The following is a 26,856-nucleotide window of genomic DNA, read 5'->3' as shown; positions in this document are numbered from 1 at the left end:
GGCGCCAATATAGGCGGGCGGATTCAAATGGATATGGGTGGAGGGGAGATAGTCCCCGCTGTTCGCCGGACTAGGATCAGGTGTCGTAGGGTGGGCAAAGGCGCACTCGCGCCGTGCCCACCATGTATCCCCGATCTCTAAGCAGAGAGATGGTGGGCACGCTTCGCTTTGCCCACCCTACGGTACCCGCGTCCGGGACACGAGAGCGGCTTACGCCACGCTCTCCAGAAATGCCTCTTCCGCCGCATGCACGGCATCGGGCGTGCCGACATGCATCCAGACGCCGTCGAGGCGGAGGCCGAACAGCCGCTCCTGCTCGTTGGCGCGGTCGAACATCTTGGTCAGCGAGAACTCGCCCTGCGGTGCGTCGGCGAAGATCGATGGCGACAGGATCGCCGCGCCGGCATAGACGAACGGAACGACCTCTTTTTCCTTGCGCTTGCGCAGGGCGCCGTCGGGCAGCATGCCGTAATCGCCACGGCCGCTATAGCCGATGCTGGTCGCGGTCGGCGCCATCAAGAGCAGGATGTCCATGCGCTCAGGGTCGAAGTTTTCCGCAAGCCGCGCCAGGTTCGAGCGCACGCCGTCGATCCACAGCGTGTCGGAATTGACATGGAAGAACGGCGCGTCGCCGAGCAGCGGCAGCGCCTTGACCACGCCACCGCCGGTGCCGAGCACCTGGTCGCGCTCGTCCGAGATGGTCACGCGCGGATGCTGGCGGGATGCGGTGTGGTTGATGATCTGGTCCGGCAGATAGTGCACATTGACGATCGCCTCGGTCACGCCGGCGTCGCCGAGCTTGTCGAGCACATGGTCCAGCAGCGGCTGGCCGGCCACCGGCACGAGCGGCTTCGGCATCTTCTCCGTCAACGGACGCATGCGCAGCCCGAACCCCGCAGCGAGCACCATGGCTTTGGTCGGTTTGACGGACATCGTTCGCTTTCTCAGACTCGTCTTTCCCGGAATCCTGGACTTGAGAACTTTTGAAGTTCGCGTACGCAGCAATCCTAACACGGACCGCAATTGGCCGCACCGCGTCTTAACCGCCTTAACCACCTGCCGTGACGGTTGTACGACGGGTGTGGCCGTCACGCCCCAACGGATGTGGAACGCGCCTTCTTCTTCTTGTCGCCGAGCTTGAGAAAATTGACGCCGATCTGGTCGCCGTTGACCCACGCCAGCTCACAGCGACGGTACGCAAGTCCGGTGGACGACAGCAGGAGAAAAAATTCCTTCAGATGCAGGCCCTCGACCGAGCCGTCGATGGTCAGCTTGGCACCGCTCTCGGAGACGTCCTCCATGGTGCACTCGCGCCGCCAGGTGCCGTCGATCCCCATCATCTGGGCCGGTATCCCGCGCTCGAAAACAACCCGGCTGTTGCCACGATGGTCCGTCTTGACCGCCATCTGCCCTTGCTCCAGCCCCGTCCTTGTCCGGCTGCCTGCGGGCGATGATACCGATGCGATGGCTAACAGGCGGTAAATCGGGCCGCGAATCAGGCTTGGGGCTGATTTTGGGGCTGCTCTTGAGGCTGCTCTTCGGACGGCTCTTGGGACGCTCCCTGGGGCGGCGGGACGTTGGCGAGATACCAGTCGCGCAGGTGAGCCAGCGCGGGATGTGCCAGCGAGCGCTGGAGGTAGGTCCAGATCCGCGGCTGGTGGCGAAGATAATGCGGCTTACCGTCGCGGCGGTTGAGGCGGGCGAAGGTGCCGAGCAGGCGCGTGTTCCGCTGCGCCGACATGATGGCGTAAAGCTCGGCGAAGCCGGCCGGATCGAAGCTCGCATCGGCCGTGCGCCGCGCCTTGATGTAGCGCGACAGCAGTGTCAGCTCGAGGGTCTCAGGGACGTCGATACGCGCGTCCTGCAGCAGCGACACTACGTCATAGGAGTGCGGCCCGAGCACGGTGTCTTGGAAGTCGATCACGCCGACGCGTGCCATGCCGGTACGATCGGCGAGCCAGATCAGATTGGGCGAGTGGTAGTCGCGGATGATCCAGGTTTTTGGCGCGGCCAGCGGCCTCTTCAGCAGCTCGCGCCACATCGCGAAGAATTCCGCACGCTTCTCGTCGCTCAACGGCGCGTTGCGATCGGGCAGATACCATTCCGGCATCAACCCGATCTCGATCAGCAGCGCCTCGGTGTCGAAGGCAGGAATGGTGTAGGTCTGATCCGCCAGCCGCAGCGTCTCCGGCAATGTCTTGCTGTGCAGCACGGCCAGCACGTCGGTCGCAGCTTCGTAACGTTCGGCGATCGGGCGCGGCGGATCGCCTTCGATCACGCCGTCGCTGCCGAAATCCTCGGAGATCAGGAAGCCGTGGTCGAGATCGTAATGGTGGATCGCGGGCGCTGAGACTCCCGCCACGCGCAGGCCTTCGTCGACGGCAACGAACGGCTTGATGTTCTCGGCAAGATGCACCGCCGCGCTGTAGGATTTTCCGTTGTACATCGCAGCGCCGTCGGGCCGCTGCGGAAAGTTCATGAGGATGACGATCTCGTCGTCGCGCAGCAGTCGCGCATAGGAGCGGGTCGAGGCATCACCGGCCATGTGCTTGCGCCTTGCATCCATGTAGCCGGATTCCTCGAGGAATTCCCGCAGCGCCTTCAGCCGCGCGACTTGCGCGGCGGCCTTGCCGTAACCGGTGATGTCGGCGGCGCGCGCATTCGAGCCCAGCGCCGGCCGGTGCGTCAGCGCGATGTCGATGCGGTCTTCCGGCATCGCCGACGGCGCGCGTTCCGGCCATTCGATCAGGACGAGCGTGGCATCGGGAAGCGGCGACAGGCCGATCTCCTCGAGCTCGCTCTCGTCCTCGACGCGGTAGAGATCGGCGTGCATCACCGGAAACGGCGGCAGCTCGTAGCCCTGCACCAGCGTGAAGGTCGGGCTCGGGACTTCCAGCGCCTCGTCGCCGGCGAGATAGCGGATCATGGCGCGCGCAGCCGCAGTCTTGCCGGCACCGAGATCGCCGGTGAGGGTGATGACGTCGCCGGGGCCGACCAGCAGCGCGAGGTCGGCCATCAATTGCGCAGTGGCCGTCTCGTTGACAAGCGCGACGGAGAATGTGGTTGGTTCAGTCATTCGGCGGCGTCGCGATGCGCCGCCTGGTCGGTCGGGAAGTCGCAGATCACGACCGTGCCCCTGCCCACGATCGAATCCACCCGCACCTTGCCGCCATGCAGCTCGACGAAGGAGCGCACCAGCGACAGGCCGAGCCCGGCGCCGCGGTGACGCGACCCCTGCGAGCGGCTTTCGAACCAGTTGAACACCTTGTCCTTCATGTCGGCAGGTATTCCAGGCCCGGAATCTGTCACAGTGAAGACCACGCTGCGTTCGGTGCGGCGTGCGCTGATGCCGACGGTGGAATCCTGTGGAGAAAACCCGACGGCGTTGGCGAGGAGGTTATAGAGCACCTGCACCACGCGCTTCTCGTCGCCGACGAAGCTGCCGATATCGGGCGCGATCTCGACCTTGAGGCGGATGCGGTCGGTGGCGAGGCGGTCCTGGATGCCCTCGGCGGCGAGCTCGATGGCCTTGCTGACGTCGACCGGGCCGAGTTCCAGCTTCATCGCGCCGGCGTCGATCGTGGCGAGATCCAGGATGTTGTTGGTCAGCGCCAGCAGGGCGTTGGTGGATTTGGTGACGTAGTCGAGATATTCGGCCTGTTTCGGCGTCAGCGGCCCGGTCGAGGGATCGCTGAGGAAATGCGCGAAGCCGATGATGGTGGTGAGCGGCGAGCGCAGCTCGTAGGAGACGTGGTGGACGAAATCCACCTTCATCTGGTCGGCGGCCTCCAGCGCCTCGTTGCGCTCGCGCAGCGCACGCTCGACATTCTCGGTGTCGGTGATGTCCTGGAACGTCAGCATGGTCGCGCCGTCATGCAGCGGACGGATCATGCCGTCGAGCACGCTGCCGTCCTTGCGCTCCAGCTTCAGCGGCACGTCGGCGCGGCTCTCGATCGAGGTGACGGCCTCGCGGATCTGCCGCCAGACTTGCGGGTCGTCGAACAGCTGATGGCACCAGCCTTCGACCGTCTGGATGTGCGGCTCGTCGCGCATGGCGTCGCTCGACAGCTTCCACATCCGGACGAAGGCCGGGTTGAACAGCTGCGCCCTGCCGTTGCTGCCGAACACCGCGACGCCCTCGGCGAGGCTGTCCAGCGTCTCGCGCTGGACGCGGATCATGCCGTCGAAGCGGCGGGCGAGCTCGAGGCTTTCGGTGACGTCGTCGAACAGATAGGTGACGCCGCCTTCCGGATTCGGCGTGGTGACGACGGAGAGCGCGCGGCCGTCGGGCAGGTACCAGGTGTCCTTGGCGGCCTCGACCGCGCGATAGGCCTCGTGCAGCTTGGCCTTCCAGGCGCGGAAGTCCGGCTGCTCCGGCAGCTTGCGCGCTGCGCGGAGCTGGTCGAGCACGCTGGAATCGTCGGGATTGGCGTCGAGGAAGATGCGGTCGAGGTCCCACAGCCGGCGGTAGGAATCGTTGTAGAAGGCGAGCCGGCGCTGGCCGTCGAACACGGCAACGCCCGAGGAGAGCTGGTCGAGCGTGCGCCGATGCGCCTCCGCCATCCGCACCAGCGCCGAGCTCAGCGCATCCGCCTCGCTGGCATCGATGGCGACGCCGACATTGGCGCTGCCGACATTGACCGCGCGGACGTCGTAGATGCGCCGCTCGCCGCCAATCACGATCGGCAGTCGCGAGGTGAAACTGGCCGCGTCCTTCAGGCCCCGCTCCATCGCGGTCCGGTCGGCACTGTCGAGCAGCTCGAGCTTGCGCTGCTGGGCGTCGGTGACGCTGCTTGCCTCGGTCGCGCGCACATAGGCCGGATTGGCGTAGCTCAGCGCGCCGTTCTCGGCCTTGGCCCAGATCGGCCAGGGCGCGGCGGCGGCAAAGCCGCGCAGCATCTCGGTCTCGTCGGCGAGGGCCTTGTAACGCAGATTGGTCTCGGCAAGATCGCGCCGGAGACCGGAGAGTTCGCGAATCCTGACAATGGCTTGGCCGCCGATGGCGCGGCCGATGGCCTCCAGCGTGTGGCCGTGCGCGGTGGTCAGCGTCAGCTGGAACCCGTCGCCGCGGTCACGCAGCGCATCGACCGCGTGATCCATTTGGAGCGCGGGTTCCGGCGGCAGCCATGTTCCGAACGCGAGGACGCGCTGGGGGGAGGAATCGCGCGGCAGCACCATGGAGATGTCGCCGGAAATCTGCGCGCGATTGTCGCCGGCCGGCCAGGAGATCAGGATCTGCGGCTCGGCGAACAGCAACGCGCCGAAGCGGTCGGACTGGAGTTGCAGTTCCCCGATGCGTGCGCGCAGCCGCGCCTCGTTGTTCGCCGTGCGCACACGCGTGCGCATCAACAGGATCGCGGCCACGACCGAGAAGCCGAGCAGCGCGAGCGCGGTGGCCAGCACCGCGAGTTCCTGCCGGTTGAAGTCCAGCATTATGGAAAGTGTGTCGACGAGGTCGGCAGCCTCAGCCGGCGCAGCCGGCAGCAGCGCCGCGAGAGCGCCTCCCAACAAGCCGTTGCGCGCCAACGATGTGCACGACAGCAGCGTCCGACGCATCGACACGATCACGCCTGACATAGTTGCCCCAGATCGCACGAATTTGCGCGCGGCGACCCCCGTCGCGCGCGAATCAAACGACAATACCCCCACCGTGACTCCAGCGGTAAGAGTCCAGATCGTGAACGCAAAGGCGGTCCCACAAAAATGCCGGGCGCGCTGTTCCAATCCACCTAGTTCTTCGGGATGATTCGGCTGGAGTTGCCGTGTGTTAGCGGCCGGTCGAGCCGAAGCCGCCGGCGCCGCGATCGGTCGCGGACAATGTCGCCACGGGAACCAGCGCGGCCTGCACCACCGGCGCGATCACCATCTGCGCGATGCGCTCGCCGCGCTTGACCACGAAGGGCGCTGCGCCGTGGTTGATCAGGATCACCTTGATCTCGCCGCGATAGTCCGCGTCGATCGTGCCGGGCGAGTTCAGCACGGTGACGCCGTGCTTGGCGGCAAGGCCCGAGCGCGGCCGCACCTGCGCCTCGTGGCCGGGCGGCAGCGCGATCGCGAGGCCCGTCGGCACCAGCGCATATTGGCCGGCGGCGAGCGTCAGCGGCTCGCTGTCGGGAACTGCGGCCATCAGGTCGAGGCCGGCGGCTTCGGAGGTCTGGTAGGCCGGCAGCGGAAGGCCTTCGGCGTGGGCCAGTTGCTGCAGTTCGACCGTGACTTTCGTGCTCAAGATGCCGGCTCCCGGGATTTGTCGGTCACGCTCTTTGCGACATGCGCGACCAGCTCGATGGCGACCTGTTCCTTGGTCATCACCGGCCAGGAATCAACTGCGATCTCGCCGTCCTCCTCACCATTCTTGCGACTGATCAGATGCACGGTGTTGCGGTCGCCGCCCATCACACCGGTCGCCGGCGAGACGTCGTTGGCGACAATCCAGTCGCAGCCCTTGCGGGCCAGCTTGGACTTGGCGTTGTCGATGAGGTGCTCGGTCTCGGCGGCAAAGCCGATCACCAGCGGCGGGCGCCGGTCGGTCAGCTTCGAGATCGTGGCGAGGATGTCGGGATTCTCGACCAGCTGAAGCGGCGGCATGCCGGCCGAGGTCTTCTTCAGCTTCTGCCCGCCCTCACTGGCGACCCGCCAGTCGGCGACCGCGGCCGCGAAGATCGCGATGTCGGCGGGAAGCGCCGCCTGCACCTGCTCCAGCATCTGCCGGGCCGATTCCACGCGCTTCACTGTCACGCCCGGGGGATCGCCGAGATCGACCGGGCCGCTGACCAAGATCACCTCGGCACCGGCCGCCTGCGCGGCGGCGGCGATGGCAAAGCCCTGCTTGCCGGACGAGCGGTTGGCGATGTAGCGCACCGGGTCGATCGGCTCGTGGGTGGGGCCTGCGGTGATCAGCACGCGCTTGCCGGCGAGCGGGCGCGGCACCGGCGGACGCAGCAGGCGCTCGGCGGCGGTGGCGATCTCGATCGCCTCGGACATGCGGCCGATTCCGGCTTCGCCCGCCTCGGCCATCTCGCCGGAATTCGGGCCGATCAGCACCACGCCGTCACGCTGAAGCTGCGTGACGTTGCGCCGTGTCGCCGCGTTGTTCCACATCAGCGGATTCATCGCCGGCGCGAGCAGGATCTTGCGGTTGGTCGCAAGCAGGATAGCGCTGGCGAGATCATCGGCATGGCCATTGGCCATCTTCGCCAGGAGGTCGGCGGTCGCGGGCGCGACGACGATCAGGTCGCACTCGCGCGCCAGGCGAATGTGCCCGGCGTCGAACTCGCTCTGGGGGTCGAACAGGTCGGTGTAGACGCGCTCGTGCGACAGCGCGCTCACGGCCAGCGGCGTGACGAATTGCTGCGCCGCCTTGGTCAGGACGCAACGGACCTCGATCCGGCGCTCCTTGAGCCGGCGGATCAGGTCGAGCGACTTGTAGGCCGCGATGCCGCCGCCGATGATCAGGGTGACGCTGGCCTCGGGAAGGGCGCCGGTCCGTTGCGGCGTGGGGGCGGTAGATTGGGCCGGCGGCAGCGCAAACGGCGTCAGCGGCTCCTCGCGGCCCTCGATCAGCTCCCCGAGGATGACCCGGACCTCTTCCTCGACCGACCTGCGGTTCCTGGCCGAGCGAAGGCGCAAATAGGTTTTGACGCCCTCGTCGAGCTTGCGGATGGTCAGGCTTGCCATGACGCCCCTCCAGCACGGAATGATAGCGATGCTATCGTTTCCGTGATTGCAGTGCAATCACAGATTCCGGACGGCGATCAGGATTCCGATGAAGGTGGCGGCAATGATCCAGAGCGCCACGGTGCGCCAACGGTTCTTGCGGCCTTCGCTGCGGCCCATCGCGGCGATGCTCTCCGGCGACAGCCGGATGCCTTCCCGCGTCATGGTCTCGAGCTGCTCGAGCACCGCGACCGAGCGTTGCGCGATGTCGGGCAGGCGCATCAGCACGCGGGCGAGATCGCTGCCGCCGGAGAGCGCGCCCTGCACCCGTCCGAGCGGGCCGAGATTGCGCTCGATCCATTCGCGCACCACGGGGTCGGCGACCTTCCAGATGTCGAGCTTGGGATCGAAGGCGCGCGCCACGCCCTCGACCACCACCATGGTCTTCTGCAGCAGGATCAGCTCGGGCCGCGTCGTCATGTCGAACAGGCCGGTGACCTCGAGCAGCAGCGTCAGCAGCCGCGCCATCGAGATCTCTTCCGCCGTGCGGTTGTGGATCGGCTCACCGATGGCGCGGATGGCTTGCGCGAAATTCTCGACCGAGTGATGCGCCGGCACATAGCCCGCCTCGAAATGCACCTCGGCGACGCGGCGATAATCGCGGGTGATGAAGCCGAGCAGGATTTCGGCGAGGAAGCGCCGCTCCTTCATCCCGAGCCGGCCCATGATGCCGAAATCGACCGCGACCAGACGGCCGGCGTCATCGAGGAACAGATTGCCCGGATGCATGTCGGCGTGGAAGAAGCCGTCGCGGAGCGCGTGGCGCAGAAAACTCTGGATCACCTTGCGGCCGAGATCGGGCAGGTCGACCTGCGCCTCTGCCAGGCGCTTGTGATCGTTCAGCGCGATGCCGTCGATCCACTCCATCGTCAGCACGTTGTGCGTGGTGCGATCCCAGTCGACGGTCGGCACGCGAAAATCAGGATCGTCGCCCGTGTTCTCCGCCATCTCCGACATTGCAGCCGCTTCCAGCCGCAGGTCCATCTCCATCGCGACCGAGCGCGACATGGTGTTGATGACTTCGATCAGGCGCAAACGCCGCGCCTCGCTCGAATAGGTCTCGGCCTTGTGCGCGACGTAGAAGAAATCGGAGAGATCGCGGCGGAATCGCGAGGCCACGTTCGGCCGCAGCACCTTCACCGCGACAGGCCTGCGGACACCGTCGCGCGACACCTCGCCGCGATGCACCTGCGCGATCGAGGCTGCCGCGACCGGCGGGCCGAGGCTCGCGAACACGTCCTTGAGCGGACGCTCCAGCGAGCTCGCGATCGCGGCTTCCGCTTCGGCTTGCGAAAACGGCGGCAAGCGATCCTGGAGGCTTTCCAGATCACGCGCCATGACGACGCCGACGACGTCGGGACGCGTGGCCAGAAACTGCCCGAGCTTGAGATAGGCTGGGCCCATCCGGGTCAGCGCGCGCGTCAGCCGTGGTCCGTGCTTTGGACCGCGCCGTTCGACGATGCGCGCAAGCTTCAGCGCGAGTTGCCCTGGCGGCGGCACCAGGGTCGGATCGACGGAACCGAACACGCCCTCGCGCGCAAACACGAACGCGGCGCGGATCAGGCGCGAAATGTGGGTAATGGAAGAAATCACAAACGCCAGCCCGAATGCAGTGCGACGATGCCGCCGGACAATGTCTGCCAGCCGACGCGGGCGAAGCCGGCGTCGCGGATCATGTCGGCGAAGGCGTTGGGTTTCGGAAACTTGCGGATCGATTCGACGAGATACTGGTAGGACTCGGCGTCGCCCGTGACCATGCGGCCGAGCGGCGGGATCACCTTGAACGAGAACAGGTCATAGATCCGGTCGAGCCCGGGCATCTCGACGGTGGAGAATTCCAGGCACAGGAAGCGGCTGCCGGGCTTGAGCACGCGATAGGCCTCGCGCAGCGCCAGGTCGATCCGCGGCACATTGCGAATGCCGAAAGCGATCGTATATGCGTCAAAGCTGCGGTCGGCGAAGGCGAGCGCTTCGGCATTGCCCTCGACGAAATCGACCTGGGTCTCGAGATGCCGCTTCGCGGCGCGCTCGCGGCCCACGGCCAGCATCTCGGCGTTGATGTCGCAGACCGTGGCATGGAAGCCGGGACCTGCCGCCTTGGCAGCGCGGAACGAGATGTCGCCGGTGCCGCCGGCAACATCGAGCAGCGCGAACGGCCGGTCACCCCGCGGCGGGTTAAGCGCGTTGATCATGATGTCCTTCCAGACCCGGTGCAGGCCACCGGACATCAGGTCGTTCATCAAGTCATAGCGCGACGCCACGCTGTGAAACACATCGTTCACCAGCGTCTGCTTGTCCCCCAGGGGCACGTCCCTGAAGCCAAAATGCGTGGTTTCGCCCGGCCGATCCATTACTCTACTCCACTGGGCGGACCATAGCGCGGCCGCCGCAATGGCGCTATCACACCGCCCTCATAAGGTGAATGCCTGACCATGCCTGAATTGCCCGAAGTCGAGACCGTCCGCCGCGGCCTTCAGCCCGTCATGGAGGGTGCGAAAATCCTCGTCGCGGAGGTCCGCAGGCCGGATCTGCGCTTTCCGTTCCAGCCCGATTTCGTGGCCCGGCTCCAGGGGCAGGTCGTCACGGGGCTTGGCCGCCGTGCAAAATATCTCATGGCCGATCTCGCCTCCGGCGACGTGCTGCTGATGCATCTGGGCATGTCGGGCTCGTTCCGCGTCATCAAGCCGGACAACGAGGCCGCGCCGGGCGAGTTTCACTACCCGCGGGCTAAGGACTCCACGCACGACCACGTGCTGTTTCGGATGTCCTCCGGCGCCGACATCGTGTTCAACGATCCGCGCCGCTTCGGTTACATGAAAGTGATCGCGCGCAACGCGCTTGAAGACGAGCCACTGCTGCGCGATCTCGGCCCCGAGCCGCTCGGCAACGAATTCGACGCTGCGATGCTGGCGCGATCGTGCGAGGGCAAGACGACGAGCCTGAAGGCCGCGCTGCTCGACCAGCGCGTGGTCGCCGGGCTCGGCAACATCTATGTCTGCGAAGCGCTGCATCGCTCGCATCTGTCGCCGCGCCGCATTGCCGCGACGCTCGCGACCAAGGGTCGCAAGGGTGTTGGCGGCGGCGAGCCGACCGATCATGCGAAGCGGCTGGTGAGTGCCATTCACACTGTGCTCAACGACGCGATCAAGGCCGGCGGCTCGAGCTTGCGCGACCATCGCCAGACCTCGGGCGAGCTCGGCTATTTCCAGCACTCCTTCAAGGTCTATGACCGCGAGGGGGAGACCTGCAAGACGCCAGGGTGCGGCGGCACCGTGAAGCGATTCACCCAGAACGGCCGGTCCACATTCTGGTGTGCGAAATGTCAGAAGTGAAGATCGGGCCTGCCGCCGACAGGCCGTGAGTCTCGGCGAAGGAGACGACCCCACCACGCCGTCATTGCGAGCGCAGCGAAGCAATCCAGAATCCCTCCGCGGAAAGACTCTGGATTGCTTCGCTGCGCTCGCAATGACGAGGAGGATGGTTGCTCGCCTAGAAAACGCGAAGCGAAGCAATCCGGCCGGGCTGGTGGCCGGACTGCTTCGTCGTTTGGACTCTTCAACCGGATAAGTGAAGAGGCCGCCTGTCGTCGGAGCGATCCCGCTCAGGACGCCAGTGTCGTGGTCTCGTCCGCTGAACGCTCGGTGGCGGCGTGCAACATCCCGTCCGCGACCGAGATGACCTGGTCGATCAGGACGTTGGTCGTGGCTTCGAGCTCGAGACGGGTCTCGATCCAGCGCCAGAGGCCGCGGATCTCGTCCGCCGACTTGCCGTTCGGCGCGAATTCGCTGACGGCGAGGCCGCTCGCGAGCGAGTCCTGGTGGTCGTTGCGCATCACGATCAGCGGGCGCGCGAGCACCTCGGCGAGATCGAGGGCTGCTTCCTCGGCGAGCGTGTTGGCGGCGTTGTCGATGCGCTGGCCGCGGATCGGCGCCTGGTTCAGCACGAAGCCGTAGGGCCGCTTCCAGGCGCGCGCGACGCTCAGCGTCGAGATGGTCGCCTCGATGTCGGCAAGGCTCGGGCGAGCCGGAATCAGGCAGAGGTCGGAGTGGCGGATCGCGGCGGTGGTCGCGGCGCTGAGGCCGGCCGCGGTGTCGACGATCGCGAGCTGCAGGCCGCTGTCGGCCAGCATCTTCAGGCGCGGCGCGATGTCGGCCGCGTGATAGATCGGCTCGACGACGAGATCGTCAGCGTGGCGGCGACGCAGCCAGTTGGACAGGGTACCCTGCGGGTCGGTTTCGATCAGGCGGACGGTGAAGCCGGCCTGCTTGGCCGCCAGCGCGAGGCCGATGGCAAGCGTGCTCTTGCCGCTGCCACCCTTTTGGGTGGCCAGTACGATCGTGTGCATGGAAAGTTGAATCCTTTGGAATGCTTGGGTCTGTGGGGTAACGCCACGCGAACGTGCATCGCTTCTCGATGCTGAGCTCTACTCGCTCAGGACGTGCCCTGCCCGATCCAAAGGGGACCGCGGATGTCCGAATCAACGCCAACGATGATGGCAGAATCGGGAATGCCAGCTAATCCGTACCAATACTGGACCCGTCGTCGCCCGTATGATGTGCTTGCCGCCGTGAATAAAAGGGGCAGGCGGCATGGGCGGAAACTGGCGCGACCGGACGGCAACGATCTTTGAATGCCAGAAGATGCCGGCGGTCTCGAGCCGCGGCATGGTGGTCAGCAACCATCCGCTGGCCTCAAGCGCCGGCGCCGAGATGCTGGCCGCGGGCGGCAACGCCATCGACGCCGCGATCGCGACGCTGTTCACGCTGACCGTGGTCGAGCCGATGATGGTCGGCATCATCGGCGGCGGCATGGCGCATATACGGCTGGCCGACGGCAGCCACCGTTTTATCGACGGGCAGAGCACCGTGCCTGCGGCGGTGCGTGACACCAGCTACACCTCCGCGCCGGGCGCGGCGCATGACGTGTTCGACACTGTCGGCAACGAGAACCTCAACGGCCCCAAGGCGGTCGCCACGCCGGGCTCGTTGAAAGCCTGGTGCGAGACGCTGCGCCGCTTCGGCACCATGTCGCTCGGCGATGTGATGCAGCCCGCGATCAAGCATGCCGCGCGCGGCTATGCGGCGACGCCGTACTTGCACGAATGCATCAGCGAGAGCGCCGCCGAGATGCGCAAGGACAAGCCGATTGCGGCTATCTACCTGCCTGATGGCGCGCCGCTCAAGGTCGGCGAACGCGTGGTGCAGGCCGAGTATGCGGAGACTCTGCGTACTATCGCCGACCACGGCGAGAAGGCGCTCTACGAGGGGCCGCTTGGCGATGTCCTCGTCGACTACATGGAGAAGGCCGGCGGCTTCATCCGCCGCAGCGATCTCACCGGCTACAAGACCGTCGAACGGCAACCGATCCGCGCCGATTATCGCGGCTGGACCATCCTTGGCCCGCCGCCGCCCGCAGCCTCCGGCGTGCACATCGCGCAGATGCTGAACATTCTGGAGGGTTATGACATCGGCGGCCTCGGCTTCGGCACATCAGAGACCATCCACTATCTTGCCGAAGTCCTGAAGATCGCCTTCGCCGATCGCGCCGCGGCCAGCGGCGATCCTGATTATGTCGGCGTCCCCGTGGAGCGGCTGACGTCGAAGGCCTATGCCGACGAACGCCGCCGCGCCATCGATCCGGCGCGGGCGCAGGCCTGGGGCGCCGGCGTCTCGCAGCTCGAAGGCGCACACACCACGCATATGACGGCGGCGGATGCGTTCGGCAACGTGGTTGCGACCACGCAGACCATCAACAATCTCTTTGGCGCGAAGATCATGATCCCGGGCCTGGGCGCCATCCCCAACAATTACATGAACCTGTTCGATCCCCGTCCCGGCCATGCGCTGTCGCTGGCGCCGGGCAAGCGCGTCACCACCTCGATGTCGCCGATGATGGCGCTGAGCGGCGGCAAGCTGCGCTATGCGCTCGGCCTGCCCGGGGGAAAACGCATCTTCCCCAGCGCGATGCAGGCGCTGGTCAATCTGATCGACCACGGCATGAGCCTGCAGGAAGCGGTCGAGGCGCCGCGCATCTGGACCGAAGGCAACGCGCTCGAAGTCGAGCAGAAGGTGCCGGTGGCCGTGCGCGCGAAGCTTGCGGGCCTCGGCCACAAGGTGCAGCCCGTCGCGACGGTGGCGGGCGGCATGAACGGCATTGCCTTCCACGACGACGGCACCATGACCGGCGCCGCCTGCTGGCGCGCGGACGGCACGCCGGTCGGGATCTCTGGGGGGCTTGCGCGGAGCGGTGTCAGGTTCAGGTTGAGCTGACCGCGCATTCACAAGGACGGTGCGCTCGTACCTCTTGTGCAACTGACGTCGTCCAATCGCCGGCAGGTGTCGCGACCGCAAATCCAGCGGTTCGCGGTTTTCGAACCTCCGCGGTATTTTTCGGTGCGAGGCAGATGTCGCCTATGCGGCCCGATCCGCGCAGATGACGGCACAAGTTCGGCAATGTAGGGTGCGGAACACTGGCGGCAGGCTCGTCGATCAGCGTCTGAGTAAGGCTGTGCGTATGGGCGGCGATATAAGCGGCGACTTCCTGGCCGGCGGCGGCGAGATGGGCGCTTTGACGCGAGCGTTTGACTGGTCAAGCACATCCGTGGGCTCTCCGGACACTTGGCCCCAAAGTCTTCGAGTTACAGTGCGGCTCGTTCTGACCTCGCGGCACCCGATGTTCATTTGGTGGGGACCAGAACTCATCCAGTTCTACAACGATGCATACCGGGAGACGATGGGGCCGGAAAGGCACCCTAGTGCTTTGGGGGCACGCGGCCGTGAGTGTTGGGCTGAGATCTGGGACATCATTGGTCCCCAGATCGAGTACGTCATGTCGGGCAAGGGGGCGACCTGGAATGAGGACCAGCTGGTGCCGGTGACTCGTCACGGGCACCGCGAGGACGTTTGGTGGACGTATAGCTTTGGTCCAATTGATCTTGAGGGCAAGGTGGGCGGCGTGCTTGTCGTCTGCAGGGATGTCACGTCCGAGCATATGGCAAGGGAAGCGCTGAACCTCATCAATGAGGAGCTGAAGCACCGCGTCAAAAACACGCTTGCAGTGTTGAGCGCGGTAGCTGCCCAGACATTCCGCGACCCGACGAGCAAAGCCGATCTCGAAAAGTACCAGGCACGGCTCGGCGCGTTTGGACGAGCGCAGGACCTGCTGACCGCATCAAATTGGGCGGCCGCGCCACTTCACGATGTGATCGGCACTGCTCTTGCGCCTTATCGGACAGGCGAAGGCCGCTTCATCGTCTCGGGTCCTCCACTCGTTGTGAAATCTCGACAAGCGCTTGCTCTGTCATTGGCGCTCCACGAGCTCGCGACCAACGCTTCGAAGTACGGCGCTCTGACCGTGGTGGGAGGCTGCGTATCAATTACATGGTCAGTCGAGACTCAGGATGGTGAGTCAAAATTTGCCTTTGTCTGGCAGGAGATTGGCGGTCCATCCGTATCGCAACCCGTCAGCACAGGCTTCGGCTCCAGGCTGATTTCCCGAGTGCTGAAAGACGATTTCAGCGGTTCCGTTGACGTTTCGTATGGCTCGGCCGGGCTTACATGCAGGCTGACGGCGCCTCTCGAAAATCTGGGACCATCGCCAAAAAGCACGTGAGACGGTGCAGGAGCTGCGTGGCTCAGCGGAGGGGCATTGCGTCCTGCACCGCGTCCGGGACACGAGAGAAGTATTATTCTCTCTCGCCTATTTCCGCACGCAGATCACGCGGACGACGGCCGCCTTCGCATCCGTCGACGTGCCATTCGCAGTGACGACATTCGCCTTCAGGAAGTCGCGCACCGTTTCTGCAGAAACCATCACCGCTTGCGACGCCGGCACCGATGTAGCGGGTCCGGCGACCATCGCCGGCTTCAACAGCGCGACGCCGGTGAACTTGCCGTCGCTGTCGATAGCCGGGCTGCCGGAGAAGCCGACCGCCGGTGGCGGCGACAGCACAGAGTCGCTGCTCGAGACTGGCGCCAGCGCGCCCTTGAGGCTCGACACGCCCGCAGCTCCGCCCTGGCTTTGCGGATCGGCAATGCCGATGACATCGACGCTCGTTTTCGCTGTACCGCCGGTGAGGCTGAGCGGCTTCAGGCCGCGCGCGCCGTAGATGTGCAGGAGCGCGAGATCGTGCTCCTTGTCCTCGGCGAGACGGTCGGCGCTACCATAGCCGGCAATGGTGATCGCAAGACAGCTATCGGTGACGAGGCGGTCCGTTACAATCGCACCATCGTCGCTGACGACGATGCCGGTGCCGTATTCGACGGTCTTGCGCGGCGGCGGCCCGGCCTGCGGTCCCGTCGGAAATGCATTGAACGCGCTCGACATCGCGATCACGACCGGCTCGACCGTGTTCTCGGTCGCCTGGTCGTAGAGGATCGTCATGGTGCGGACTTCGTCGCCCTTAAAGGTGCCTCGCACGTAGAATTTCTTGAGGCCCTGCAATCCCGACAGCACGAAGAAGTCGGGCTTCACCACGGTGTAGTCGACCTTGCGCCCGGACGGCTCCTTCTCCGACTCAGCGAGTTTCGCCGTGGTCGGGTTGGCTTCCTTGCGGCGGCTCAGCAGCACCTGCACCGTGCCGGTCGGCGAAGTCCATTTCGAGCCGTTGGCATCGGTCGCCTGCTGCGGCACCAATTTGCCGGGGATGCCGAGCCGGGCGCCGCTGGTCGGCTCCATCACGATCTTCCAGCCGACGCTCTCCTGCTTCCGCCGCGCGGTCTCGGCGAGCGCAGCGCGCTCCTGCGGATTGAGCACGCCGGTCGGCTTGCCACCCTTGGCCTTCTGATATTCCTTGATCGCCTCGACCAAGCGTGCGCTGACGTCGCCGGTGATGGCGCCGTTATATTGGCCGACCCAGGCGAGGTCGGACTGGAGCGACAGCCGTTCCGCCTGCGCCATCGCATCGGCCGTCGCCGACGGCGTCTGCAGTGCGGGAGGCCGGATCGGCACGGTCTGGACCGGCTTCGGCTTGGTGCCGGGGATCTCTGGCGTCGTCATCTGGGCGCTAGCGCCTGTGGCAGCCGCGAACATCAGTGTTGCCGCAAGCATCGATCTCATGACAAATCCAGCCAGCCCATTGAACGTGCTACCATTGAAGCACATCTCGTTGGTCGCGAACAATGTTGGGGTGGTTCAGGTGGCGTAAAGGCCACGAACTCAGGCCCTCATCCTGAGGAGCGGCCGAAGGCCGCGTCTCGAAGGATGGCCGCAGGCGAGATCGGGGCCTTCATGGTTCGAGACGCGCGTTCCGCGCTCCTCACCATGAGGGTTTGAGAGAACGAAGGACGACGATGCTGAGCCCGGACGAACTTGAACGCTATGCCCGGCATATCGTGCTGCGCGATGTCGGCGGGCCGGGCCAGGCTGCGCTGAAGCGGGCCTCCGTACTGGTGATCGGCGCCGGTGGGCTCGGCGCGCCCGCGCTGATGTATCTGGCGGCCGCCGGCATCGGCACGCTCGGCGTGGTCGATGACGACGTGGTCTCGCTGTCAAACCTCCAGCGCCAGGTGATCCATACGACGCCCGATATCGGCCGGCACAAGGTCGAGAGCGCGGCCGAGCGGATCTCCGCGCTCAATCCGCATGTCCGCTTCGTCGGCCACGCCACCTGGCTGAATGCCGACAATGCGCTGAGCATGATCGGAGACTACGATCTCGTGCTCGACGGCTCCGACAATTTCTCGACGCGTTATCTAGTCTCGGATGCCTGCTTCTTCGCGAAGCGACCGCTGATCACGGCGGCGCTCGGCACGTTCGACGGCTCGCTCACCACCATCCGCGCGCATGAGAAGAACGAGCAGGGCGTGTTCAACCCGACCTATCGCTGCCTGTTTCCGGAGGCGCCGCCGCCCGGCACCGTGCCGGCCTGCGCGGAGGCCGGCGTCATGGGCGCGCTTGCGGGCGTGATGGGCTCGATGATGGCGCTGGAGGCGATCCGCGAGATCGTCGGCTTTGGCGACGGCCTCGTCGGCCGCCTCCTGATGATCGATGCGCGCGCGATGCGCTTCGAGACGCTGCGCTACGCGCGCGATCCGGCCAATCCGCTCAACGGCGATGGGCCTGTCATCACTGACCTCAGCGCCCATCGCACCTGATCGCTGCCGCTACCGCGTGGCTGGCTTCTCGCTGTCGAGATGCGCCATCTGCTCGGCCGCGTAGCGTGTGCCGGAAGCGATGTCGGGCGGAAATGCTTTTGCAAGCGCCGCAAGATGCGCCGGCGTCAGCGTTACCTTCGCCGCGCCGAGCGCTTCGGTGAGACGGTTGCGGGTGCGTGCGCCGACCAGCGGCACGATCTCCTTGCCTTGAGCCGCCACCCAGGCGATTGCAACTTGCGCCGGCGTTGCGCCGATCTCCGTGGCGATCGCGCGCAGGGATTCCACCAGCGCGAGATTGGCGTCGAGATTTTCGCCCTGGAAGCGCGGCGTCATCAGCCGGTAATCCCTGCCGGCCTTGCCGGAGTCCTTCGACCAATGGCCGCTGATCAGGCCGCGCGCCAGCACGCCGTAAGCCGTGATGCCGATGCCGAGCTCGCGGCAGGTCTTGAGGATGTCGCGTTCGATGCCGCGCTCGATCAGTGAATACTCGATCTGGAGATCGGCGATCGGATGCACGGCGTGCGCGCGGCGGATGGTGTCGGAGCCGACCTCGGACAGGCCGATATGCCTGATGTAGCCGGCCTTCACGAGATCGGCGAGACCGCCGATCGTCTCCTCGATGGGAACGTTGGGATCGAGACGCGCCGGACGGTAGATGTCGATGTAATCGGTGCCGAGGCGCTGCAGCGAATAAGCCAGGAAGTTTTTGGTCGCGGCTGGCCTTGTGTCCATGCCGGCGAATTCGCCGGCGGGACCGCGTAGCGCGCCGAACTTCACGCTGATCTGCACCTTTTCGCGTGACACATCCTTCAGGGCCTCGCGCACCAGCATTTCATTGTGGCCCATGGCGTAGAAATCGCCGGTGTCGAGCAGCGTGATGCCGGCATCGAGCGCCGCATGGACCGTGGCGATGCTTTCGCCGCGGTCGGCGGGGCCATAGACCTCCGACATGCCCATGCAGCCGAGACCAAGGGCGGAGACGGTCGGGCCGGTTGAACCGAGTTTGCGCTGTTCCATGATGGTTCTCCTCGAAAAGGCGGCAGGCTGATTGTGCCGCGTGACGAGGCCAGATATGCGCCTGACCGATTAGGCCGATAAGCTGGACAATCCAGAATGGCTTGTTCATCATAACGAACAATGGCCGAGCCCGATCTGCGTGATCTCGACGTCTTCGTGGCGGTTGCCCGCACCCGCAATTTCCGGCGTGCGGCGATTGAAATTCGCGTGTCGGTGTCGAGCCTTAGCCAGCGGCTGCGGGACCTGGAGGAGCGCCTTGGCGTCCGCCTGATGAACCGCACCACCCGCAGCGTCGCGCTGACCGAGGCGGGCGAGCTGCTGTTGTCCCGCATCGCTCCGGCGCTGCGCGATGTCGGCGATGCCCTGGACCAGGTCCGCGGCTTGCGCGAGGTGGCCTCGGGCCGCCTGCGCATCAACGCGCCGCCGCCGGCGGTGGATCTCGTGCTGGCGCCGATGATCGGGCCGTTCCTCGCGACCTACCCGCAGGTCGATCTCGATATCGTTTCCGAAAGCGGCTTCGTCGACATCGTCAGCGCCGGCTACGATGCCGGCGTGCGTTATGGCGAGCACCTCGCGCAGGACATGGTGGCGATCCCGCTGAGCGGTCCGCAGAGCTACGTCGTCGTCGCATCGCCCGATTACATCGCGCGCCGCGGCACGCCGAAGCATCCGAAAGATCTGCTCGACCATGACTGCATCCGCGCCCGCTACTCGAGCGGCGTCATGCATGATCTGGAGTTCGAGAAGGCTGGCCAGATCGTGAAGGTCGATCCGCCCGCAAAGCTGATCTCGACCAACATGGGCCTTGCCATGCGCGCTGCGCTCGACGGCGCCGGCATCTGGGCGACGCTCGATGGCTACGTCCATGACGCCGTGAGGTCCGGCGCGCTGGTCAGCTTGATGGAAGATTGGTGCGAGCCGTTTCCGGGCCCGTTCCTGTACTATCCGAGCCGGCGCCAGACGCCGCCCGCGCTACGCGCGTTCATCGATTTCGTCGCGGATTGGCGCAAGCGCGAAACGCGCGGCAAATAAACCTCAGAGCATGCTCGGCAGCACGCGGTCCGGCGGCTTGTGCGCGTCGAGGAAGGTGCGGATGTTGATGATCACCTTCTCGCCCATCTCGACGCGGCCCTCGATCGTGGCCGAGCCCATATGCGGCAGCAGCGTCACCTTGCCGGCCTTGGCGAGCCGCACCAGCTTTGGATTGACCGCGGGCTCGTGCTCATAGACGTCGAGGCCGGCGCCGCCGATCTCGCCGCCCTCGATCAGCTTGATCAGCGTGTCCTCGTCGGTCACCTCGCCGCGCGCGGTGTTGACGATGTAGGCGTCCTTGCGGATCAACTTCAGCCGCCGCGCCGACAGCAGATGATAGGTCGCCGGCGTGTGCGGACAGTTCACCGAGATGATGTCCATCCGCGCCAGCATCTGGTCGAGGCTTTCCCAATAGGTCGCCCCTAACTCTTCGGCGATCTTCGGGGCCACGGGGCGACGGTTGTGATAGTGGATCTGGAGGCCGAAGGCGCGGGCACGGCGCGCGACCGCCTGGCCGATGCGGCCCATGCCGATGATGCCGAGACGCTTGCCGCCGATGCGGTGGCCGAGCATCCAGGTCGGCGACCAGCCGGGCCAGGGCTTTCCTTCGGTCAGGATCGAGGCGCCTTCGATCATCCGGCGCGGCACGGCCAGGATCAGCGCCATGGTCATGTCGGCGGTGTCTTCGGTCAGGACTTTTGGCGTGTTGGTGACGGTGATGCCGCGGGCATGCGCGGCCTCGACATCGATATTGTCGACGCCGTTGCCGAAATTGGCGATCAGGCGGAGCTTGCAGTCGGGCTGGTTGACGATGTCGGCGGTGATGTGGTCGGTGACGGTCGGAACCAGCACGTCGGCGGTGCGCGCGGCCTCAGCGATCTGCTCGGCCGACATCGGTGTGTCGTCGAGATTGATCCGCGCGTCGAACAGCTCGCGCATCCGGGTCTCGATCGAGTCCGGCAGCTTGCGCGTCACCACCACGAGGGGCTTTTTCTTCACCGACATGTCATGCCCTCATGAGGCGCCGCAAGCCGCCTCTGTTACCAAAGGCCGGCCGTTGAGGCCTCATTAACCCGGTTGTTCGACACTGCCTTTGCCGTGTCGTCCCCGGCGCTTCCTTCAAGCTCTCCCGACATTTCCGACCGGAAAATCGGGGCAAACTGGTTGTTCAAGTGTCCGTCCTCTCTAGCAGAAGGCCGGGCCAAGACAAGAACCACGGGTTAAGGCTTCGGGAACACGGGTGATGGGCTTGCGCGGCAGGTTCGGAATTTAGGGTGAGGGCCCGGCGCGGCGGGGCCCTCGACAGGAGACGGGTTGATGGCGTTGGGGCGTTTTTGTTCGGTGATGGCGCTCGTTTGCACCTGGTTGAGCGCCTCGGTCAGCCCCGGGCATTCGGCGAAGGACAGCACCCCCCAGACCGCGAGCGGCCTGCCGGTGCCGCGTTATGTCAGCCTCAAATCGGATCATGTGAACGTCCGCGCCGGCCCGACCAAGGACAATGACGTTGCCTGGGTCTACACCCGCGCCGGCCTGCCGGTCGAAATCACCGCCGAGTTCGAGAACTGGCGCCGGGTGCGCGATTCCGAAGGCGCCGAGGGCTGGGTCTATCATTCGCTGCTGTCGGGCCGCCGCACCGCGGTCGTCACCATGAAGCACAAGGACGAGCTCGCGCCGATCTACGACCGGGCCGATCCTGACAGCGCGGTTGCGGCCAAGCTCCAGGCCGGCGTCGTCACGCAGGTCAAGAAGTGCACTGCAAACTGGTGTCGCGTCACCGGCAACGGCTTTGACGGCTGGATCCAGCAGGAGCGCCTCTGGGGCGTCTATTCGGACGAGCAGGTCAACTGACCCGAAGGGTCATCCCGGGGCGATGCGCAAGCATCGAACCCGGGATCTCAAGAATCTCAGTGCGCAAGCGCGCACCATAGGTTCGGTGCCGCGCATCGCCCCGGAATGACAGCGCAAAACGACAATGGCCGGGACAAGCCCGGCCATGACGACAAATTCAGCAGCTTTGGATCGATCTCAGCGCTTCTTGCGCAGGCGCACGACCATGTCGATGCGCGCGATCTCGTAACCCTCGGGCACCTCCGGCATCTTGGACAGCGCCAGATGCGGATCCTCGATATCGACCAGCTCGTGGCTATTCTCGAGGTAATAATGGTGGTGGGTGGTGACGTTGGTGTCGAAATAGGTCTTGGTGCCGTCGACGCTGACCTGGCGCAGCAGGCCGGCATCGGTCAGCTGGTTCAGCGTGTTGTAGACGGTCGCGAGCGACACCGGCACCTTGGCCAGCGTCGCCTCCTCATAGAGCATTTCAGCCGTGAGGTGACGAGCACCCTTGCCGAACAGGAGCCAGCCGAGCGCCATGCGCTGGCGCGTCGGACGAAGCCCCGCGGACTGGAGCATTTCGTTGACGTCGTGCCACGGGCAGCCGGTCAAGGCCGGCTGGCGGCCGGACAGGAGGGCGGCGGAATGGACGTCGTCGTCGTGATGGGGCGCGGGATTCTCGCTCATTTCCAGATTTCGGGCACGCGTGGACACTGCATCTATATGCAATATATGGACAGATAGATGCAGATGCAAGTTTCTCGCAACTAGAGAGGTTCTAATGAGAAATGGAACCGGGCGAGCAGGTGGTCACTTTACCTTCATGAGATCGCTTTGCCACCCGAAATGCCTGTGTTAGAGAGCCCGCGGTTCCGCTTGGCCGATTATGGCGCAGCCGGGCATTGAGGCCCGGCCCGCAGTCCATCCTGGCTCGTGGCAGTCGCGCCTGATGACGGGAATTGGCGCGGCTTTCCGAACGAAACGGGGCCCATTTTCGCCAGAAACGCCGCTCAATCGGGATTTGAACAGAGGCTTCCGCATGCTGAACAGGCGCAACGGCTACGAATACGAAGATCTGCTGGCATGTGGCCGCGGCGAAATGTTCGGCCCGGGCAATGCCCAGCTGCCGCTGCCGCCGATGCTCATGTTCGACCGCATCGCGGAAATCAACGACAATGGCGGGGAGTTCGGCAAGGGAATGGTGCGGGCCGAGCTCGACGTCAAGCCCGACCTCTGGTTCTTCGGCTGCCATTTCAAGAACGATCCCGTCATGCCTGGCTGCCTCGGCCTCGATGCGCTGTGGCAGATGGTCGGCTTCTATTTGGGCTGGAGCGGCGGTGAAGGGCGCGGCCGCGCGCTTGGCCTGAACGAGCTGAAGTTCAGCGGCCAGGTGCTGCCCGAGGCCCGTAAGGTTGTGTACAACATCGATATCAAGCGCGTGATGCGTTCAAAGCTGGTGCTCGGTATCGCCGACGGATGGCTTTCGGTCGATGACCAGATTATCTATCGCGCGAAGGATCTGAAGGTCGGCCTGTTCAAGCAGGGCGTGAGCCTGGGCTGAGCGCATCACATCAAGAAAGACAACGATTTAGGCGAGGCTGTCATGAGGCGGGTTGTGGTCACCGGGATGGGTATCGTCTCGTCCATCGGAAACAACACCCAGGAAGTGCTTGCGAGCCTTCACGAGGCGAAGTCAGGTATTTCGCGGGCTGAAAAATATGCCGAACTCGGTTTCCGCTCGCAGGTGCAAGGTGCGCCGACGATCGATCCTGCGACGGTCGTCGACCGGCGTGCGATGCGCTTCCTCGGCCAGGGCGCGGGGTGGAATCATATCGCGATGGAGCAGGCGATCCAGGATTCCGGTCTGTCGCCCGAAGATATCTCCAACATCCGCACCGGCATCATCATGGGTTCCGGCGGCCCGTCGGCCCGCACCATCGTCGAATCCGCCGACATCACCCGCACCAAGGGACCGAAGCGCGTCGGACCGTTTGCCGTGCCGAAGGCGATGTCGTCCACGGCCTCGGCGACGCTTGCGACCTGGTTCAAGATCAAGGGCGTGAACTATTCGATCTCCTCGGCCTGCGCGACGTCGAACCATTGCGTCGGCAACGCCTATGAGACGATCCAGATCGGCAAGCAGGACATCATTTTCGCCGGCGGCTGCGAGGAGCTGGACTGGTCCCTCTCGGTGCTGTTCGACGCCATGGGCGCGATGTCGTCGAAGTACAACGACACGCCCGCCACCGCCTCGCGTCCCTATGACGTCAACCGCGACGGCTTCGTCATTGCCGGCGGCGCCGGCGTGCTGGTGCTGGAAGAGCTCGAACATGCCAAGGCGCGCGGCGCGCGCATTTACGGCGAGATCGTCGGCTACGGCGCGACGTCGGACGGCTACGACATGGTCGCGCCCTCCGGCGAGGGCGCCGAGCGCTGCATGCGCATGGCGATGTCGACGGTGAAGACCAAGGTCGATTATATCAATCCGCACGCGACCTCGACGCCAGCAGGCGATCCGCCGGAGATCGACGCGCTCCGTCGCGTGTTCGGTGCCGGCGAGAAGTGCCCGCCGATCTCGGCGACCAAGGCGCTGACCGGTCACTCGCTGGGCGCAACCGGTGTGCAGGAGGCGATCTACTCGCTGCTGATGATGAACAACGGCTTCATCTGCGAGAGCGCTCACATCCAGGAGCTCGATCCCGTGTTTGCCGACATGCCGATCGTGCGCAAGCGCATCGACAACGTCAAGATCGGCACCGTGCTGTCGAACTCCTTCGGCTTCGGCGGCACCAACGCCACGCTGGTGTTCAGCCGGCTGGATGTGTGACGTCATTGCAGACGCACTGGTAGTTTTTTCGTCATGGCCGGGCTCGTCCCGGCCATCCACGTCTTTGCTACCGGTTGCGGAAGAACGTGGATGCCCGGGACAAGCCCGGGCATGACGGAGAGCGGAGAGTAATTGCGAGATGGAAGGACTGATGAAAGGCAAGCGCGGTCTGATCATGGGCATCGCCAATGATCATTCGATCGCCTGGGGCATGGCGAAGGCGCTGCATGCCCACGGTGCCGAGCTTGCCTTCACCTTCCAGGGCGAGGCGCTGGGCAAGCGCGTCAAGCCGTTGGCGGACCAGCTCGGCGTGGAATTGGTGCTGCCTTGCGACGTCGAGGACATCGCCAGCGTCGATGCGACCTTCGCCGTGCTGCGCGAGAAATGGGGCAAGCTCGATTTCGTCATCCACGCCATCGGCTTTGCCGACAAGAACGAGCTCAAGGGCCGCTACGCCGACACTAGCCGCGAGAATTTTTCGCGCACCATGGTGATCTCCTGCTTCTCTTTCACGGAGGTCGCAAAACGCGCCGCCGAGCTGATGACGGAGGGCGGCAGCATGATCACGCTGACCTTCGGCGCCTCGGAGCGCGCGATGCCGAATTACAACGTGATGGGCGTCGCCAAGGCGGCGCTGGAAGCTTCCGTGCGCTACCTCGCCTCCGATTTCGGACCGCGCGGCATCCGCGTCAACGCCATCTCCGCAGGCCCCATCCGTACGCTCGCCGGCTCGGGCATCGGCGAGGCGCGTGCGATGTTCGGCTTCATGCAGAAACATTCGCCGCTCCGCCGCGGAGTCACGCTCGACGAGCTCGGCGGCTCGGCACTGTATCTGTTGTCGGATCTCTCCGGCGGCGTGACCGGCGAGATCCACTATGTCGATTCCGGCTACAACACGATCCTGATGCCGAGGCCGGACGATCTGAAGGCATCAGAGTGATTTCGTAGGGTGGGCAAAGGCGCAAAGCGCCGTGCCCACCATCTCTCCTCGATCGCAGAAAGACGTGGTGGGCACGCTCCGCTTTGCCCACCCAGCGAGAGTTGGTTTATCCCGCCGCGATCTTTTCCGCGCTCTGGAACGCCGGCCGCGCCATGCAGCGCGCGAGATAGGCATCGAAGGCCGGGCGCGACGGCACCATCTTGAACAGGCGCACCGCAAAATTCAGGCCGGAGCCGACCGTGATGTCTGCGGCGGAAAACTCATCGCCGAGGATCCACGGTCCCTTCGCGAGCGCAGCTTCCAGCACGTCGAACACCTGCGTCGCGCTGCCCCAGGCCGCGGTCGAGGTCGGGATCTCGATCTTGGTGAAGATCTGGATGATAGCGGGCTCGATGCAGCCCGGCGAGAAGAACAGCCATTGCAGATAGCGCGCACGACGCGGATCGGTTACCGTGGGCGCGAGCTTCGTCTCGGGATAGCGGTCGGCGATGTAGGCGCAAATCGCCGCAGCCTCGCCGAGCGCGGCATCGCCGTCGCTGAGTGCCGGCACCTTGCCCATCGGATTGACCTTCAGATAATCCGGCGCCTTCTGCGCACCGGTCGAGATGTCGGTCAGCACGCGCTCATAGGGCAGGCCGCTCTCTTCCATCAGCCAGAGCGTCGTGAACGAGCGCGAGCGTGGCGACCAATAGAGCTTGATCATGGAGCGGACCTTTCATCGGCGAGAGGTAAACAGCGCGCAATTCATGGCGCGTTTGCCGCGCATTCGCAACGCACTACGCCTAGGCAAGAGGTCAGCTGCGTGAACGACATGTTGGTCAACGCGACCGGTTGACGGTGGTGTTCTCAATCAGCGCGCAGGCTGTCCTAGTGCCGGAGCAAGGGCGGCAATGTCTTGTCGAGACTTGCCGTCAGCATGGCACGCACGCCGTCGCGCAATACCGGATTATTGACAACATCCGCAGGCTTCTCCGGAAACATTGTCCGATCCAGCTCGCGCGATGGTCCACCAAGCGGATTGCGCAGCAAGCGGTCGACGTAGGTGTCGTCAGTCATCAAGGCCTGCGCTTCCTTGATCAACGTAAAAGTCCCGCCGTCGTAAACACGGATGTACATTATCGCGTAGAGATGCACGGATCCGTCGTAGGGGTACCGCGAGATTCCAATGCCGTATTCGCGATGCGTTCCGCCATGCCGGTGCACGACGACATAACGTTCGCAACGGAGTCTTGGTGCGAGAAACCGAACGAAGTCCGCGATGTCTCTTTCGGCACGGTAGAAGAACGGATTTTGCTCCCGCCGGCCTCCAGATTTCAGCTCCTCCCTGGTGTAGGTGACTCTACGCACGGAGCGTTGGGGACGCGTTCGATGACTTGGCCGTGCTCGTCTTTGACGTAGGCTGG

At 65.0% G+C, this 26,856-nt stretch carries 24 protein-coding genes; 9 read left to right on the top strand and 15 right to left on the bottom strand.

Annotated features, from left to right (window positions below; all coding sequences use genetic code 11):
• Positions 1-210: 210 nt before the first annotated feature.
• From IVB46_RS31460 to ubiE, 8 genes are all read right to left on the bottom strand, one after another.
• The gene (locus tag IVB46_RS31460) at positions 211-933 is read right to left on the bottom strand and encodes a nucleotidyltransferase family protein (RefSeq protein WP_247306100.1); all 723 of its coding nucleotides are present in this window, start codon (positions 931-933) and stop codon (positions 211-213) included.
• A gap of 155 nt (positions 934-1,088) precedes the next feature.
• Positions 1,089-1,406 carry a PilZ domain-containing protein gene (locus IVB46_RS31455; protein ID WP_014490931.1) on the bottom strand — a complete coding sequence of 106 codons (318 nt, stop codon included), beginning with the start codon at positions 1,404-1,406 and terminating at the stop codon, positions 1,089-1,091.
• 89 nt (positions 1,407-1,495) lie between these two features.
• Positions 1,496-3,076 carry a tRNA (adenosine(37)-N6)-threonylcarbamoyltransferase complex ATPase subunit type 1 TsaE gene (gene tsaE, locus IVB46_RS31450; RefSeq protein WP_247306088.1) on the bottom strand — a complete coding sequence of 527 codons (1,581 nt, stop codon included), beginning with the start codon at positions 3,074-3,076 and terminating at the stop codon, positions 1,496-1,498.
• Positions 3,073-5,577, bottom strand: coding sequence for a PAS domain-containing sensor histidine kinase (locus tag IVB46_RS31445; protein WP_247306078.1), 2,505 nt, complete (start codon positions 5,575-5,577; stop codon positions 3,073-3,075). Before IVB46_RS31445 ends, tsaE begins: the two co-directional genes overlap by 4 nt.
• 190 nt (positions 5,578-5,767) lie before the next feature.
• Complete coding sequence (gene dut / locus IVB46_RS31440; RefSeq protein ID WP_247306073.1) at positions 5,768-6,226, bottom strand: dUTP diphosphatase; 459 nt, start codon at positions 6,224-6,226, stop codon at positions 5,768-5,770.
• Positions 6,223-7,674, bottom strand: a complete 1,452-nt coding sequence (gene coaBC / locus IVB46_RS31435; RefSeq protein ID WP_247306071.1) for a bifunctional phosphopantothenoylcysteine decarboxylase/phosphopantothenate--cysteine ligase CoaBC — start codon at positions 7,672-7,674, stop codon at positions 6,223-6,225. The genes dut and coaBC overlap by 4 nt, the downstream gene beginning before the upstream one ends.
• Positions 7,675-7,731: 57 nt before the next feature.
• Entirely contained in the window at positions 7,732-9,306 is a 1,575-nt protein-coding gene (gene ubiB / locus IVB46_RS31430) for a 2-polyprenylphenol 6-hydroxylase (protein WP_247306068.1), read from the bottom strand.
• Positions 9,303-10,064 (bottom strand): bifunctional demethylmenaquinone methyltransferase/2-methoxy-6-polyprenyl-1,4-benzoquinol methylase UbiE, encoded by a 762-nt coding sequence (gene ubiE / locus IVB46_RS31425; RefSeq protein ID WP_014490941.1) that lies wholly within the window; start codon positions 10,062-10,064, stop codon positions 9,303-9,305. The genes ubiB and ubiE overlap by 4 nt, the downstream gene beginning before the upstream one ends.
• An 81-nt stretch (positions 10,065-10,145) precedes the next feature.
• On the opposite strand from ubiE, the gene mutM reads away from it, so the two are divergent.
• A complete protein-coding gene (mutM, locus tag IVB46_RS31420) occupies positions 10,146-11,045 on the top strand; it encodes a bifunctional DNA-formamidopyrimidine glycosylase/DNA-(apurinic or apyrimidinic site) lyase (protein WP_247306066.1) in 900 nt (299 codons plus the stop codon).
• A gap of 269 nt (positions 11,046-11,314) precedes the next feature.
• On the opposite strand, the gene IVB46_RS31415 is transcribed toward mutM, so the two are convergent.
• Complete coding sequence (locus IVB46_RS31415) at positions 11,315-12,058, bottom strand: ParA family protein (RefSeq protein ID WP_247306063.1); 744 nt, start codon at positions 12,056-12,058, stop codon at positions 11,315-11,317.
• Between the two features lie 244 nt (positions 12,059-12,302).
• Between IVB46_RS31415 and ggt the strand changes: the two genes are divergently transcribed.
• Positions 12,303-13,982 carry a gamma-glutamyltransferase gene (gene ggt / locus IVB46_RS31410; RefSeq protein WP_247344209.1) on the top strand — a complete coding sequence of 560 codons (1,680 nt, stop codon included), beginning with the start codon at positions 12,303-12,305 and terminating at the stop codon, positions 13,980-13,982.
• A 403-nt stretch (positions 13,983-14,385) separates the two neighbouring features.
• On the top strand, positions 14,386-15,324 hold the full coding sequence (locus IVB46_RS31405; protein WP_247344206.1) for a PAS domain-containing sensor histidine kinase: 939 nt from the start codon (positions 14,386-14,388) through the stop codon (positions 15,322-15,324).
• A gap of 87 nt (positions 15,325-15,411) precedes the next feature.
• On the opposite strand, the gene IVB46_RS31400 is transcribed toward IVB46_RS31405, so the two are convergent.
• A complete protein-coding gene (locus IVB46_RS31400; protein WP_247344204.1) occupies positions 15,412-16,770 on the bottom strand; it encodes a serine protease in 1,359 nt (452 codons plus the stop codon).
• A gap of 233 nt (positions 16,771-17,003) precedes the next feature.
• Here IVB46_RS31400 and moeB point away from each other — a divergent pair, with 233 nt between their 5' ends.
• Complete coding sequence (moeB, locus tag IVB46_RS31395) at positions 17,004-17,807, top strand: molybdopterin-synthase adenylyltransferase MoeB (protein ID WP_038932760.1); 804 nt, start codon at positions 17,004-17,006, stop codon at positions 17,805-17,807.
• A 9-nt stretch (positions 17,808-17,816) separates the two neighbouring features.
• On the opposite strand, the gene IVB46_RS31390 is transcribed toward moeB, so the two are convergent.
• Positions 17,817-18,824, bottom strand: a complete 1,008-nt coding sequence (locus IVB46_RS31390) for an aldo/keto reductase (protein WP_247344201.1) — start codon at positions 18,822-18,824, stop codon at positions 17,817-17,819.
• Between the two features lie 120 nt (positions 18,825-18,944).
• On the opposite strand from IVB46_RS31390, the gene IVB46_RS31385 reads away from it, so the two are divergent.
• The gene (locus IVB46_RS31385) at positions 18,945-19,856 is read left to right on the top strand and encodes a LysR family transcriptional regulator (RefSeq protein WP_247344198.1); all 912 of its coding nucleotides are present in this window, start codon (positions 18,945-18,947) and stop codon (positions 19,854-19,856) included.
• Between the two features lie 3 nt (positions 19,857-19,859).
• On the opposite strand, the gene IVB46_RS31380 is transcribed toward IVB46_RS31385, so the two are convergent.
• Positions 19,860-20,861 carry a D-glycerate dehydrogenase gene (locus tag IVB46_RS31380; protein ID WP_247306046.1) on the bottom strand — a complete coding sequence of 334 codons (1,002 nt, stop codon included), beginning with the start codon at positions 20,859-20,861 and terminating at the stop codon, positions 19,860-19,862.
• Between the two features lie 312 nt (positions 20,862-21,173).
• Between IVB46_RS31380 and IVB46_RS31375 the strand changes: the two genes are divergently transcribed.
• Positions 21,174-21,704, top strand: a complete 531-nt coding sequence (locus IVB46_RS31375; RefSeq protein ID WP_247306042.1) for an SH3 domain-containing protein — start codon at positions 21,174-21,176, stop codon at positions 21,702-21,704.
• Between the two features lie 177 nt (positions 21,705-21,881).
• Here IVB46_RS31375 and irrA read toward each other — a convergent pair whose 3' ends face one another.
• Positions 21,882-22,373 carry an iron response transcriptional regulator IrrA gene (gene irrA / locus IVB46_RS31370; RefSeq protein ID WP_063980150.1) on the bottom strand — a complete coding sequence of 164 codons (492 nt, stop codon included), beginning with the start codon at positions 22,371-22,373 and terminating at the stop codon, positions 21,882-21,884.
• Between the two features lie 352 nt (positions 22,374-22,725).
• Here irrA and fabA point away from each other — a divergent pair, with 352 nt between their 5' ends.
• From fabA to fabI, 3 genes are all read left to right on the top strand, one after another.
• A complete protein-coding gene (gene fabA, locus IVB46_RS31365; protein WP_063980149.1) occupies positions 22,726-23,247 on the top strand; it encodes a bifunctional 3-hydroxydecanoyl-ACP dehydratase/trans-2-decenoyl-ACP isomerase in 522 nt (173 codons plus the stop codon).
• 42 nt (positions 23,248-23,289) lie between these two features.
• A complete protein-coding gene (gene fabB, locus IVB46_RS31360) occupies positions 23,290-24,513 on the top strand; it encodes a beta-ketoacyl-ACP synthase I (RefSeq protein WP_166347414.1) in 1,224 nt (407 codons plus the stop codon).
• Between the two features lie 139 nt (positions 24,514-24,652).
• On the top strand, positions 24,653-25,453 hold the full coding sequence (gene fabI / locus IVB46_RS31355) for an enoyl-ACP reductase FabI (RefSeq protein ID WP_247306020.1): 801 nt from the start codon (positions 24,653-24,655) through the stop codon (positions 25,451-25,453).
• Between the two features lie 106 nt (positions 25,454-25,559).
• Here fabI and IVB46_RS31350 read toward each other — a convergent pair whose 3' ends face one another.
• Both IVB46_RS31350 and IVB46_RS31345 read right to left on the bottom strand, forming a co-directional pair.
• Positions 25,560-26,156: a glutathione S-transferase family protein gene (locus tag IVB46_RS31350; RefSeq protein WP_247306018.1), complete on the bottom strand. Its 597-nt coding sequence runs from the start codon at positions 26,154-26,156 to the stop codon at positions 25,560-25,562.
• A 164-nt stretch (positions 26,157-26,320) separates the two neighbouring features.
• Positions 26,321-26,800: a hypothetical protein gene (locus tag IVB46_RS31345; protein WP_247344193.1), complete on the bottom strand. Its 480-nt coding sequence runs from the start codon at positions 26,798-26,800 to the stop codon at positions 26,321-26,323.
• Positions 26,801-26,856 lie beyond the last annotated feature (56 nt).

The organism is Bradyrhizobium sp. 61 (assembly GCF_023073075.1).
GTDB lineage: Bacteria > Pseudomonadota > Alphaproteobacteria > Rhizobiales > Xanthobacteraceae > Bradyrhizobium > Bradyrhizobium barranii.
The sequence above is the reverse complement of the archived record's forward strand: the minus strand, read 5'-3'. Positions and strand labels throughout refer to the sequence as shown.

Coding starts and splice junctions, on each gene's coding strand:
- IVB46_RS31400 (WP_247344204.1), bottom strand. CDS start 16,770: ATGAGATCGATGCTTGCGGCAACACTGATGTTCGCGGCTGCCACAGGC.
- IVB46_RS31350 (WP_247306018.1), bottom strand. CDS start 26,156: ATGATCAAGCTCTATTGGTCGCCACGCTCGCGCTCGTTCACGACGCTC.
- ggt (WP_247344209.1), top strand. CDS start 12,303: ATGGGCGGAAACTGGCGCGACCGGACGGCAACGATCTTTGAATGCCAG.
- IVB46_RS31375 (WP_247306042.1), top strand. CDS start 21,174: ATGGCGTTGGGGCGTTTTTGTTCGGTGATGGCGCTCGTTTGCACCTGG.
- IVB46_RS31390 (WP_247344201.1), bottom strand. CDS start 18,824: ATGGAACAGCGCAAACTCGGTTCAACCGGCCCGACCGTCTCCGCCCTT.
- fabA (WP_063980149.1), top strand. CDS start 22,726: ATGCTGAACAGGCGCAACGGCTACGAATACGAAGATCTGCTGGCATGT.
- mutM (WP_247306066.1), top strand. CDS start 10,146: ATGCCTGAATTGCCCGAAGTCGAGACCGTCCGCCGCGGCCTTCAGCCC.
- coaBC (WP_247306071.1), bottom strand. CDS start 7,674: ATGGCAAGCCTGACCATCCGCAAGCTCGACGAGGGCGTCAAAACCTAT.
- irrA (WP_063980150.1), bottom strand. CDS start 22,373: ATGAGCGAGAATCCCGCGCCCCATCACGACGACGACGTCCATTCCGCC.
- fabB (WP_166347414.1), top strand. CDS start 23,290: ATGAGGCGGGTTGTGGTCACCGGGATGGGTATCGTCTCGTCCATCGGA.
- ubiE (WP_014490941.1), bottom strand. CDS start 10,064: ATGGATCGGCCGGGCGAAACCACGCATTTTGGCTTCAGGGACGTGCCC.
- IVB46_RS31405 (WP_247344206.1), top strand. CDS start 14,386: ATGTTCATTTGGTGGGGACCAGAACTCATCCAGTTCTACAACGATGCA.
- IVB46_RS31460 (WP_247306100.1), bottom strand. CDS start 933: ATGTCCGTCAAACCGACCAAAGCCATGGTGCTCGCTGCGGGGTTCGGG.
- IVB46_RS31385 (WP_247344198.1), top strand. CDS start 18,945: ATGGCCGAGCCCGATCTGCGTGATCTCGACGTCTTCGTGGCGGTTGCC.
- IVB46_RS31380 (WP_247306046.1), bottom strand. CDS start 20,861: ATGTCGGTGAAGAAAAAGCCCCTCGTGGTGGTGACGCGCAAGCTGCCG.
- tsaE (WP_247306088.1), bottom strand. CDS start 3,076: ATGACTGAACCAACCACATTCTCCGTCGCGCTTGTCAACGAGACGGCC.
- IVB46_RS31455 (WP_014490931.1), bottom strand. CDS start 1,406: ATGGCGGTCAAGACGGACCATCGTGGCAACAGCCGGGTTGTTTTCGAG.
- IVB46_RS31415 (WP_247306063.1), bottom strand. CDS start 12,058: ATGCACACGATCGTACTGGCCACCCAAAAGGGTGGCAGCGGCAAGAGC.
- IVB46_RS31445 (WP_247306078.1), bottom strand. CDS start 5,577: ATGTCAGGCGTGATCGTGTCGATGCGTCGGACGCTGCTGTCGTGCACA.
- fabI (WP_247306020.1), top strand. CDS start 24,653: ATGGAAGGACTGATGAAAGGCAAGCGCGGTCTGATCATGGGCATCGCC.
- moeB (WP_038932760.1), top strand. CDS start 17,004: ATGCTGAGCCCGGACGAACTTGAACGCTATGCCCGGCATATCGTGCTG.